The organism is Enterococcus sp. DIV0176 (genome assembly GCF_050528535.1).
GTDB classification, from domain to species: Bacteria; Bacillota; Bacilli; order Lactobacillales; family Enterococcaceae; genus Enterococcus_B; species Enterococcus_B thailandicus.
Genome location: NZ_CP172879.1, coordinates 2524459 through 2536670, shown reverse-complemented (window position 1 = coordinate 2536670; position 12212 = coordinate 2524459). Strand labels below are relative to the sequence as shown.

13 protein-coding genes are annotated in these 12212 nt (G+C 36.6%); 12 read left to right on the top strand and 1 reads right to left on the bottom strand.

Annotated elements, in window-relative coordinates; genetic code table 11:
* Window positions 1-4 precede the first annotated feature (4 nt).
* From IGJ66_RS11780 to IGJ66_RS11765, 4 genes are all read left to right on the top strand, one after another.
* Window positions 5-535 (top strand): NYN domain-containing protein, encoded by a 531-nt coding sequence (locus IGJ66_RS11780; RefSeq protein WP_067484601.1) that lies wholly within the window; start codon window positions 5-7, stop codon window positions 533-535.
* 75 nt (window positions 536-610) lie between these two features.
* Entirely contained in the window at window positions 611-1192 is a 582-nt protein-coding gene (locus tag IGJ66_RS11775; RefSeq protein ID WP_067484603.1) for a sigma-70 family RNA polymerase sigma factor, read from the top strand.
* Between the two features lie 107 nt (window positions 1193-1299).
* Window positions 1300-1545, top strand: coding sequence for a Veg family protein (locus tag IGJ66_RS11770; protein WP_067484607.1), 246 nt, complete (start codon window positions 1300-1302; stop codon window positions 1543-1545).
* Between the two features lie 86 nt (window positions 1546-1631).
* On the top strand, window positions 1632-2063 hold the full coding sequence (locus IGJ66_RS11765; RefSeq protein WP_067484610.1) for a GNAT family N-acetyltransferase: 432 nt from the start codon (window positions 1632-1634) through the stop codon (window positions 2061-2063).
* A gap of 39 nt (window positions 2064-2102) precedes the next feature.
* Here the strand turns inward: IGJ66_RS11765 and mscL are convergent, their stop codons facing one another.
* Window positions 2103-2564 carry a large conductance mechanosensitive channel protein MscL gene (gene mscL / locus IGJ66_RS11760; protein WP_067484613.1) on the bottom strand — a complete coding sequence of 154 codons (462 nt, stop codon included), beginning with the start codon at window positions 2562-2564 and terminating at the stop codon, window positions 2103-2105.
* 151 nt (window positions 2565-2715) lie between these two features.
* Here mscL and yfmF point away from each other — a divergent pair, with 151 nt between their 5' ends.
* From yfmF to rny, 8 genes are all read left to right on the top strand, one after another.
* Window positions 2716-3984 (top strand): EF-P 5-aminopentanol modification-associated protein YfmF, encoded by a 1269-nt coding sequence (gene yfmF / locus IGJ66_RS11755; protein WP_285603250.1) that lies wholly within the window; start codon window positions 2716-2718, stop codon window positions 3982-3984.
* Complete coding sequence (gene yfmH, locus IGJ66_RS11750) at window positions 3977-5269, top strand: EF-P 5-aminopentanol modification-associated protein YfmH (protein WP_067484618.1); 1293 nt, start codon at window positions 3977-3979, stop codon at window positions 5267-5269. The genes yfmF and yfmH overlap by 8 nt, the downstream gene beginning before the upstream one ends.
* Window position 5270: 1 nt before the next feature.
* Window positions 5271-5996, top strand: coding sequence for an elongation factor P 5-aminopentanone reductase (gene ymfI, locus IGJ66_RS11745; protein ID WP_071869014.1), 726 nt, complete (start codon window positions 5271-5273; stop codon window positions 5994-5996).
* A gap of 22 nt (window positions 5997-6018) precedes the next feature.
* Window positions 6019-6903 (top strand): helix-turn-helix domain-containing protein, encoded by an 885-nt coding sequence (locus IGJ66_RS11740; protein ID WP_071869015.1) that lies wholly within the window; start codon window positions 6019-6021, stop codon window positions 6901-6903.
* A gap of 154 nt (window positions 6904-7057) precedes the next feature.
* The gene (gene pgsA, locus IGJ66_RS11735) at window positions 7058-7636 is read left to right on the top strand and encodes a CDP-diacylglycerol--glycerol-3-phosphate 3-phosphatidyltransferase (RefSeq protein ID WP_067484631.1); all 579 of its coding nucleotides are present in this window, start codon (window positions 7058-7060) and stop codon (window positions 7634-7636) included.
* Window positions 7637-7733: 97 nt separating this feature from the next.
* Window positions 7734-8978 carry a competence/damage-inducible protein A gene (locus tag IGJ66_RS11730; protein ID WP_430616646.1) on the top strand — a complete coding sequence of 415 codons (1245 nt, stop codon included), beginning with the start codon at window positions 7734-7736 and terminating at the stop codon, window positions 8976-8978.
* A 104-nt stretch (window positions 8979-9082) separates the two neighbouring features.
* Window positions 9083-10129, top strand: coding sequence for a recombinase RecA (gene recA / locus IGJ66_RS11725; RefSeq protein ID WP_430616645.1), 1047 nt, complete (start codon window positions 9083-9085; stop codon window positions 10127-10129).
* Between the two features lie 486 nt (window positions 10130-10615).
* A complete protein-coding gene (rny, locus tag IGJ66_RS11720; RefSeq protein WP_430616644.1) occupies window positions 10616-12172 on the top strand; it encodes a ribonuclease Y in 1557 nt (518 codons plus the stop codon).
* Window positions 12173-12212 lie beyond the last annotated feature (40 nt).

Here is a 12212-nt window from a genome sequence, read left to right as displayed (position 1 = left end):
GCTGATGAAGAAACAGTTATTGATTGTCGATGGTTACAATATGATTGGTTCTTGGCCAGAGCTTGTTTTGTTAAAGAAGCAAGACAAAATGGCTGATGCACGTGAAGCCTTGCTTCATCGGTTGTCTAATTATGCAAAATTTGAAGGAATTGAAGTAATTGTGGTTTTCGATGCGCAGCTGGTTCCTGGAATTCAACAAAACTATAAAAAATATCAGCTAGAAGTTGTATTCACCAAAGAAGATGAAACAGCAGATAGTTATATTGAACGAGTAGCGGGCACGTTGAACGATCGATTGACACAAGTAACAGTTGCTACAAGTGATTTGGCTGAACAATGGGTAGTGTTTTCACAAGGAGCCTTACGAACTTCTGCGTATGAGTTGTATAAAACAATCAAAAAAACAGAAGAAACAATAGCCCAAGAGAATATAAATATGCGTTTTATTGATTTTCGACGTAATTCTCCTTGGAATGATGAACAATTGCATAAATTGTCTAAAAAGTTAGACGATTTAATGAAAAAGGACAGATAACCACGTTATCAGATTAAATAACACGATTTTTGATGCTAATATTCCTCCATAATAGAGATTATGGAGGATTTATTTATGCCTGAGGAGTTATTACGTGCTGCACGCAATGGTGATGAAGAAGCATTTTCTACCCTTTATCAGAAATATTATCCACTTTTATTACGCTTAAAAAATAGTTATTATGTGCGAAATTTTATGAATGAAGATTGGGAGCAAGAAGCACGTGTTGCGTTATATCAAGCATTAAAAACCTATGAAAATAACAAAGGAGTTAGTTTCGGTAGTTATTACAAAAGTGTTATTACTAACCAAATCTATTCGTTATTAAGGAAACAAAACGCATTAAAACGCAGAGATCAAAAAGACGAAGTTTCTATGGAACAGAAAATGGAATCTGAAGGACCAGATTTCTTAGCAGAAGTGACAACTCAAGAACCTGTAGCAGTCCAACAACTGCTGTTGAATGAAGCAATTGAAACATGTGAAATCCATTTTTCAAAAAGAGAAGCGCAAATTTTTCATCATTACATGCAAGGAAGTGATTTTTCCTACATCGCAAAAGATTTATCAATGGATATTCAGCAAGTAATGAGTGGATACAGTCGTGTAAAACAGAAAATCAAGAAGCATTTGAAAGCGTACAGTGAAGAATGCTAGTCAATATTCTTGTTTCAACTGTTTTTTTTTATTGCATTTCTTTTTTTTATATGGTAGACTTGAAAAGTTTTGGACTATCTGTTATAATTGACGACGAGGTGAACTGTATGCCAACAACTTTAGCTACAATCAAGAAAGATTTAGAAGGTCGTATCGGCAGCCAAATCATGTTGGTTGCTCAGACAGGAAGAAAGCGTCAAACAGAACGCCGCGGCGTTTTAACAGAAACCTATCCTTCAGTATTTGTCGTTGACTTAGATCCTGAAGAAAACTCTTTTGAACGAGTGTCTTACAGCTATTCTGATGTATTAACTCGTACAGTAGAGATTGAATTTTTAACAGAAGCAGTTTAAAAGCTGACGGGCCTTATGTGGTTCGTTTGCTTTTTTATTTTTGAACAAGTAATCTATAAAAAGAAAACTTGTTAGGAGGCTACTGAATGAATTACCAAGTGAAAACATTTGATGAATTAACGACAAAAGAATTTTATATGCTAGTAAAAGAAAGAATTGCCGTTTTTGTGGTCGAACAAAATTGTCCATATCAAGAAGTGGATGAAATCGATCCTGAGGCATTGCATACGTTTCTGACAGATGAGCAAGGAAATGTAGCAGCTTACACACGGATTTACAAAGAAGAAGATGCTGTTCATTTTGGTCGAGTCTTGGTAGCCAAGGAACATCGTCAATCGGGATTAGGTAAGCAAATTGTTCAACGGACGTTGGAAGTTATTGAACAAAAGTATCCAAATACGCCAATTATTATTGGTGCACAAGATTATTTACGTTCGTTTTACGAATCATTTGGTTTTAATGCCATTTCCGATGTTTATTTGGAAGATGATATTCCTCATATTGATATGAAAAAATAAAAAAACTTGAAACAACAAAATTTGTTGTTTCAAGTTTTTTTATTTTGTGGTTGATTCGTCTTCTACTTTTGCTTGAAGTGTTGAACGACCATTATCTTCAGCTACTTGTTGTGCCAGTAAATCACGAATGTCACTTAAGTATTGTTCAGCAGTTGGCTCATCAAGAACCTCTTCTTCTGTTTTACGTAAATCTTTTGCACTGTTGGCTGCTTTGACCACTAAGAACAAAACAAAACCTGTAATTAAAAATGTAATAATAGCACTAACAACATTACCAAATGAAAAAGTTACGCCTTTGACAGGTGTGACATCTAATACAGACAATGCTCCGTCCAAATCAGAAGTACCAGTGACAAGAGCAACTATCCAACCAATTAATGGTGTAATCAATCCTTCTACGATTTGATTAACGATTCCCGTGAATGCACTCCCAATAACAACCCCAACAGCTAGGTCGAGCACGTCGCCACGCATAATAAACTCTTTAAATTCTTTAATCATAAAACCCCTACTTTCTTTTTCCTTACCCTTAGTATATCTAAGAATAAAAAAATATAAAAACAATAAACGCTTTTGTTCGCGAAATGCTTGAATATTAACCTTCTATGCTATACTAGAAACAACTGTAACGATAAAAGGAGCACAACGACTTATGACGAATAAATTGGCGGAGGGCGTGAATTTACATGTCCTGCAAACAAAAAAATATAAAACGATTCGAATCTTTATTCGATTTACAACACGTCTTGATCGAGCAGTCATTACGCAACGGTCATTACTGAGCAGTTTGTTAGAAACAAATAGCTTAAACTATCCAGATCAAACACAGCTTAGCGCGAAATTAGCTGAATTATATGGTGCAAGTTTTGGCTGGAATGTAAGCAAAAAAGGAAATTTGCATTGGCTGAACGCAGGCATCAGTTTTGTTAATGGTGATTATGTAAATGACTCAAAGATTCTGCTTCAAGTTGTTGACTTTTTGAAAGAGGTTATCTTTGCACCAAATATTGTGGCGGGGCAGTTCGATAATCAAACGTTTGATTTAGAAAAAAATAATCTGAAAACTTATTTAGAAAGTTTGGACGAAGATAAGCAAACCTTAGCTTCATTAGCACTACAACGTCTTTACTTTGAGCAAACAGATGCTCAAAGAATCCCTAGTTTTGGAACAGTAAAAGACTTAAAAGAAATTACAGCAGAGTCACTTGCTGCGTATTACCAGAAAGTCTTAGCGGAAGATCAAGTCGACATTTTTGTAATTGGAGATGTGAATGAGACGGAAGTTACTGAAGCAATTCAAACATTACCATTTACTGACCGCGAATTTGTACACCCAGAAATTTTTTATGCGCAACCACAATCAAATGTAATCAAAGAACGCCAAATGCATGAATCTGTTGTACAAGCCAAGTTAAACTTAGCTTATCAAACCAATGTTTATTACAACCAACCTGAGCGTTTTTCATTAATGGTGTTCAATGGTTTGTTTGGTGGATTTCCGCATTCAAAATTATTTATGAATGTGCGCGAAAAAGAAAGCTTGGCTTACTATGCTTCTAGCAGTGTGGACACGTTCCGTGGATTTATGACTGTTCAAACAGGCATTGATGGGAAAAATCGCGAAAAAGTTTTACATTTGATTCATAAACAATTAGAAAGTTTACGAAATGGAGAAATCACTGACCTTGATTTAGCTCAAACAAAAGCAATGTTGAAAAATCAATACTTGCTATCACTTGATGCACCTCAAGCAGCGATTGAATCGACTTATTTAGATAACTGGCTACCAGAAACCAAATTAACAGATGACGAGTGGCTAGCTCGACTGGAAAGTATCACAATCAAAGATGTTCAAAAAATTGCAGATCAAGTAGAGCTTCAAGCAATTTTCTTTTTAGATGGAGGAAGCATGAATGAATAAAACCGAGTATTCACAAATTAATGAAACGCTTTATCATGAAGTGCTACCAAATGGATTGACCGTTTACTTGTTGCCAAAAAATGAGTACCACAAAACTTATGGCTTATTTAGCACTAATTATGGCTCAATCGATAATGAATTTATTCCTTATGGAGCAACTGAAAAGATAAAGGTACCTGATGGAATTGCCCATTTCTTAGAACACAAATTATTTGAAAAAGAAGACGGAGATGTTTTCCAATTGTTTGGACAACAAGGTGCGTCTGCAAATGCATTTACTAGTTTTACCAAAACAAGTTATTTGTTTTCAACGACGGATCAAGTGGAAAAAAATTTATTGACACTATTGGACTTTGTACAAGCACCCTATTTTACTGAGGAAACAGTCAACAAAGAAAAAGGAATCATTGGACAAGAAATTCAAATGTATGAAGATGATCCTAACTGGCGTCTATTTTTTGGTATTTTGAATAACTTATATCCAAACCATCCTTTACACATTGATATTGCAGGGACGGTTGATAGCATCGACAAAATTACTGCCGATGATCTGTATACTTGTTATCACACGTTTTATCAGCCAAGTAATATGGTTTTGTTTTTAGTTGGAAATTTAGATCCAGAGAAACTAATGGAAGTTATTAAAGAAAATCAAATGAGTAAAGAATTTCCACCAGCACAAGAAATCAAGCGATACTTCCCTGAAAATAATGATGAAATTATCGAGGAAAGTCGTCTGAGAGCAGCTGTGACACGTAAAAAATTCGTATTGGGAATTAAAGGTGTTGACGAGTTGCCAGCAGATGGCTATCAATTGATGCGCTATAAAACAGCATTGAATCTCTTATTCCAATTACTGCTAGGAAATACTTCCCAAAACTATTTGAAACTTTACAATGAAGGAATCATTGATGACAGTTTTGGTTTTGAATTTAGTTTAGATCGTGAATTTCATTTTGCTGATTTTAGTGGTGATACGGATGAACCAAAACTTGCTGCGCAGCAAGTACGGAAAATCATTCTTGGTTTTGAGAAAGATCCAGAAGTAAATGAAAAAAATCTTGAATTATTGAAGAAAAAAATGTTAGGGAAATACTTCCAATCACTTAACTCCATTGAGTATATTGCTAACCAATTTACCCAAAGTCTTTATGGTGCATATACTTTATTTGATTTGCCAGAAGTGATCGAATCAATCCAATTAGCTGATGTATTAGCTGTTGGTTCGGCATTTTTAGTGGCAGAGACGTTTAGTGAGTTTTATATGGAACCACAGGGTGAGTGAGATGCCAACGGCGTTAGTTATGGGAGCTAGTGGGGATATTGGTGAAGCGATTTGTCGTCAGTTGGCGCAAGAGGGCTGGTCATTGTATTGTCACTATCATCGCAATGAAAAAAAAGTATTAAATTTCGTTTTAGACTTGCAAAAATGTTATCCGCTGCAAGATTTTTTTATGGTATCCTTAGACATGTTAAGCATGGAAGAAATACCGAAATTTACACAAGGATTATTTCAAGTTGACAGTGTCATTTTTGCATCAGGATTTACGAAATATGCTTTGTTTAAGGAGTATACGGAATTAGACATGGACCAGCTTTGGCAAATTCATGTGAAATCTCCGCTATTGCTTTTGCAAAGGCTAGAAACAAAACTTGCTCGGTCTGATTATGGCAGAATTGTGTTTATTGGTTCTGTTTACGGGATGCAAGGAAGCAGTATGGAAACAGTTTACAGTGCTGTTAAAGGTGCCCAACAAGCATTTGTTAAAGCATATGCAAAAGAAGTTGCAACATTAGGAATAACGGCCAATGTCATAGCGCCAGGAGCTGTCGCAACAGCGATGAATCAGGACTGGTCTAAGACAGAATTAACGGAATTAAAAGAGGCAATCCCGCTAGGAAGACTAGCTCAGCCAAAAGAAATTGCTGCTGCTGTCACATTTTTATTACAAAAAGAAGCGGCCTATGTCACCGGAATTACACTACCAGTAACGGGTGGTTGGCTAGAATAAAAAGACTGGAGAAGATGAACGAGTGGCTTTTGAAACCATTGGGGAAAAATTACGGCAAGCTCGTCTAAATAAAAAAATATCTTTAGACGAATTACAACAAATTACAAAAATTCAAAAACGTTACCTTGAAGCAATCGATAACGACGAATTCGATCAACTTCCTGGTAAGTTTTATGTACGTGCATTTATTCGTCAGTATGCGCAAGCTGTTGGAGAAGATGGCGATAAACTTGTGGATGTTTTCGATGGAAAAAGAAAATTATCTGATGGCTCAGAAATTAAAAGACCAGAGCCAGAAACTGTTAGTGGTTCACGAAAAGCAATGCACCAAGAAGAATTTAAACCAAGTAAATTTTGGACAAGTCTGCCTGTTGTTTTGTTAGGATTGGTTGCAGTTGCAATCGTGATTGTTGTTGGTTATATGACGTGGCAAGATCGACAAGCGGCACCAATTATTAGTGAAGCGAGCTCATCAATGACAGTCGATGGATCAATTGAGGAAACAAAGCAATCCTCACAATCAAGTGAATCAACGTCAGCACAATCTTCGACAGTTGAATCCACGACTGAAGAAAAGAAGATGACGATTACTGCTGGTACAGATACAACGAATGCAATTGATGTGAACATTATTGATGCAACGGAGCCTTTAACACTGGAATTCACAGCGAAAGATCGTGTGTGGGTAGGTGTGATGGTTAATGGTGCGTATGTTTACCAAGGAACACTTGCAACTGGTGAATCACAGAGTACACAGATTGCTGCTAATGTGCCTAATGCAGTTGTGACAATTGGTGCAGCAAGCAATATTTCAATTAAAGCAAATGGGGAAGATGTTCCAGTGAATGCTGGAGAAAATAATTTAAGTCCCAAAAACGTTAACCTTGCTATCCAATACGCAGAATAATTCAAACAAAACTGCAATAAAAATCCATTCGATTTTTATTGCAGTTTTTCAATAGTAAAATGAATAATTTTTTTCGTGAGTGAAAAAAGTAAGTTATTTCTGTGGAAACTTTAGTGAGACTCACGTAAAATGAACAAGAAAGGAGTGCAATAGTGTGAATTTACCAAATAAATTAACTGTATTAAGAATTTGTATGATTCCAATCTTTATCCTTGTTGTAGGAGTACCTTTGGATTGGGGACAATTGACGGTGGGAACAACAACTGTTGCTGTAACACAAATAGTTGGAGCAATCATTTTTGCAATTGCAAGTATTACGGACTGGCTTGACGGGAAAATTGCTCGTTCTCAAGGTTTAGTAACAAACTTCGGGAAATTTGCCGATCCTTTAGCAGACAAAATGTTAGTTATGACAGCATTTATTATGTTAGTTGGTCAAGATAAAGCACCAGCATGGGTTGTTGCGATTATTGTTTGCCGAGAATTAGCTGTAACAGGTTTACGCCTATTATTGGTTGAACATGGTGAAGTAATGGCAGCTGCATGGCCTGGAAAAGTGAAAACTGCTACTCAAATGGTTGCAATCATTTTGTTGCTTATCAATAACATTCCATTTAACTTGATTGGTCTTCCATTAGATCAAATTATGCTTTATGCATGTTTAGTATTCACAATCTATTCTGGTGTTGATTACTTTGCCAAAAATAGTGCTGTGTTTAAAGGCTCAATGTAATTTCGATAAAAGCTTGGTGACAATTTTGTCCCAAGCTTTTTTTAAATAAAAAAATATTTTCGTTATAGCGTATTAATTATTAGGGAGAGGAAAATTTATGAAAGCAGAGATTATTGCAGTAGGAACAGAGCTACTTCTTGGTCAAGTGGTCAATACAAACGCAACTTTTTTGGCTGAGCAGTTAGCAGATCTTGGTATTGAAGTTTACTATCAGACAGTTGTTGGGGATAACAAACAAAGACTAGATGAGTTGATAGGCTTAGCAGAGTCACGAAGCGAGTTAATTATTTTGTGTGGTGGGTTAGGTCCTACAGAGGATGACTTAACCAAAGAAGTAACCGCTGACCATTTGGGGAAAGGGTTGGTTCAAGATAGAGAAGCCTATCAAAAATTATTAGAGTTTTTTGAAACAACCAAGCGTAAAATGACTGCGAATAATTTACAACAGTCACAAACTATTGAAGGAGGTATTGTTTTACCAAATCGTACAGGGCTAGCTGTTGGGACATTTATCCAAGAAGAATCTCATGCGTATATCCTACTCCCTGGGCCACCAAGTGAACTGAAACCAATGTTCATTGAGCAAGTGCGTCCATTATTGATCGAAAAATTTCCTTCAAAAGAAAAATTAATTTCACGCGTCTTACGTTTTTATGGCATTGGTGAATCACGATTAGTTACAGAACTAGCCGAACTAATCTCAACACAAATCAATCCGACGATTGCACCCTATGCGAAACCCAATGAAGTTACCTTACGTTTAACGGTTAAAACCAATGATATTCATGCCGGTAATCAAGCATTGCTTGCACTGGAAGAAAAAATTCAGGAACGGGTGGGCAAATATTTTTATGGCTATGGAGATGATAATTCGTTAGAAAAAGTTGTGGTCGATTTGCTAAAAGAAAGAGGGAAAACAGTAACTGCTGCTGAAAGTTTAACTGCAGGAGAGTTTCAAGCAACATTAGGAAAACTTTCCGGTGTTTCTGAAGTTTTTCCTGGAGGATTCGTGACATACTCAGAAGAAACAAAAGCCGATTTTTTAAACATCGATCCGCAATTTCTGGAAAAATATGGAACTGTGAGTCAAGAGTGTGCCGAAAAAATGGCTGAGCAAGCAAGAAAGTTAGCGAAAACGGACTATGCGGTATCGTTTACAGGCGTTGCAGGACCAGGTATGCTTGAAAACCAAGCCGTCGGAACAGTTTGGATTGCTGTAGCTTCAGCTGAGGAAGTAAGTGCAACTAAGTTTCAATTTACGCGCGGACGTGAAGTAATTCGTCGCAACTCGGTAATGGAAGGTCTGAATATGTTACGTAAGCGGATTTTAAGAAAAAAATAAAATGCGAATATTTGTTCGGTTTTTCTTGCTTTTTAATTCTAAAACCGCTATGATAATTGTATTGAAATGACGTTGTTAATGTGAATATAAGGAGGATTATCGTATTGGCAGATGATCGTAAAGCGGCCTTAGATGCTGCGTTAAAGAAAATTGAAAAAAGTTATGGTAAAGGTTCTATTATGAAATTGGGCGAGAAAATCGACCAACAAATCTCAACAATTCCAAGTGGTTCACTTGCTTTAGATGTAGCATTGGGAGTAGGTGGTTATCCACGAGGAAGAATCATCGAAGTTTACGGGCCAGAAAGTTCTGGTAAAACAACGGTTGCACTTCATGCAATTGCCGAAGTACAAAAAAATGGTGGGACAGCAGCCTTTATTGATGCTGAACACGCATTGGATCCTCAATATGCCCAAAAATTAGGCGTTAATATCGATGAATTGTTGTTATCACAACCAGATACAGGTGAACAAGGATTAGAGATTGCTGATGCATTGGTTTCAAGTGGTGCAGTAGATATCGTTGTTGTCGATTCAGTAGCAGCGTTAGTTCCACGAGCAGAAATTGATGGTGAAATGGGTGACGCTCACGTTGGATTACAAGCTCGTTTGATGTCCCAAGCTTTGCGTAAATTATCAGGTTCAATTAATAAAACAAAAACAATTGCGATTTTTATCAACCAAATTCGTGAAAAAGTAGGCGTAATGTTTGGTAACCCAGAAGTAACACCTGGGGGACGTGCATTGAAGTTCTATGCAACGATTCGTTTAGAAGTACGTCGTGCAGAACAATTGAAACAAGGGACAGATATTGTCGGAAACCGTACGAAAATTAAGGTAGTTAAAAACAAAGTTGCACCACCATTTAAAGTAGCAGAAGTTGATGTAATGTATGGACTAGGAATCTCACAAGAGGGAGAACTACTTGATATGGCGGTAGAAAAAGATATCGTTGATAAAAGTGGTGCTTGGTATTCATATAAAGAAGATCGTATCGGCCAAGGACGCGAAAATGCAAAAATTTATATGTCTACTCACCCAGAAATGATGAATGAAATTTCTGGCTTGGTTCGCGAAGCTTATGGAATTGGTGAAGGTATTGAAATAGAGGAAAAACCTGAACAGGAAGAATTACCTTTAACAGAAGAATAATGAATTTGACTTTCAAAGGTCGGGACAAACTGTCTCGACCTTTTTTGTCGAGGGTGAAACTAGAAGTTAGAGTCTTCATCAAGAGTAAGAGGTTTTCTCAAAAATAAAAGAACATTTGTAATCGCTAATTTATATTTATAGGACAATTTGCATTCGAATATAACAGTTGCGGTTATCTAGTTCAACGGAAATAATCGAAAACTTGGCTTTTATCTGTGAAAAGAAAAAAGGATTAAGTCTAGCGAATAAACCAAGTGCTATCAAGACCTCTTTCTGTCGGTAATGATAAAAAACCATCGTTTAATATAAATTTAGAAAGCAGTTTCTTTGTTTATTTAAAGTTGACACTAAGGGGTACAAACATTAGAATAAACTTGTGTACTTTTTGTGCACATATGCAAGTAGGCATATTGATAAGATTAAAATAGTTTATCAGAAAAACTACGTGATTGATAAAATGAAAAAGATAGTATGGAGGTGGATTTTATGGTATTCAACATTCTCCTCGCTATCATCGGTTTAATTGTCGGTCTTGGTTTAGGGTTGGTCGTTGCGAAGTCACGTCACGAAAAAGAGATAGCTGGTGCAAAAACATCAGCTGTGGGTATTATCGACAGTGCAAAGAAAGAAGCAGAGACTCTAAAAAAAGAAGCATTGTTGGAAGCTAAGGAAGAAAATCAGAAATATCGTTCTGAAGTTGAAAGTGAGCTGAGAGAAAGCAAGTTAGAATTAAAATCTCAAGAAAATCGATTGATTCAACGTGAACAAACATTGAATCGTAAAGATGACTCATTGGAAAAACGTGAGAACTCACTTGAAAGCAAAGAAGAAATACTTAGTTCAAAACAGCAATTAATTGAAGAGCGAGAACAAGACGTTGAAAGATTGATTGAAGATCAACAAAAAGAGTTAGAGAAAATTGCTGGTTTATCTAAAGAAGATGCAAAGGATGTTATCATGAAGTCAACCGAGGAAGAGTTGAATCATGAGTTAACTGTTATGGTGAAAGAATCTGAACAGCGTGCAAAAGAAGAGGCTGATCGTAAAGCGAAGAACTTGCTTTCATTAGCTATTCAACGTTGTGCGGCAGATCAAGTTTCTGAAACCACAGTATCAGTTGTTACTTTGCCAAATGATGAGATGAAAGGTCGCATTATTGGTAGAGAAGGTCGTAACATTCGCACATTAGAAACACTAACAGGAATTGATTTGATTATCGATGACACTCCTGAAGCAGTTGTTCTTTCTGGTTTTGATCCAATTCGGAGAGAAATCGCAAGAATGACGTTGGAAAAATTAATTCAAGATGGGCGTATCCATCCAGCTCGTATTGAAGAAATGGTTGAAAAATCACGTAAAGAAATGGATGAACGTATTCGCGAATATGGAGAAGAGGCTGCGTTTGAAGTTGGTGCGCATACACTCCATCCAGATTTAATTAAGATTTTGGGACGATTACGCTTTAGAACAAGTTATGGTCAAAATGTGTTGAAACATTCAGTGGAAGTTGCTAAACTATCTGGAATTTTAGCTGCAGAATTAGGCGAAGATATCCAATTAGCTAAACGAGCAGGCTTGCTACATGATATTGGGAAAGCACTTGACCATGAAATTGAAGGTTCTCATGTTGAGATTGGTGCAGAATTAGCTGCCAAATACAAAGAAAATCCAGTGGTTATCAATGCGATTGCTTCTCACCATGGTGATGTGGAAGCGACATCGGTTATTTCAGTACTTGTTGCTGCAGCCGATGCTTTATCAGCCGCTCGACCTGGTGCACGAAGCGAATCTTTAGAAAACTATATTCGTCGTCTTCAAAACTTAGAAAATATTTCTAATAGTTTTGCCGGCGTAGATTCAAGTTTTGCTGTACAAGCAGGACGTGAAGTACGTGTAATGGTAAAACCTGAAGAAATTTCTGACTTAGAAGCAGTTCGTTTGGTTAGAGATATTCGTAAGCGAATTGAAGAAGAATTAGATTATCCTGGACACATTAAAGTAACTGTTATTCGCGAAACACGAGCAACAGATTACGCTAAATAAAAAAATGACCAATGACTATTTTAGTCATTGGTCGTTTTTT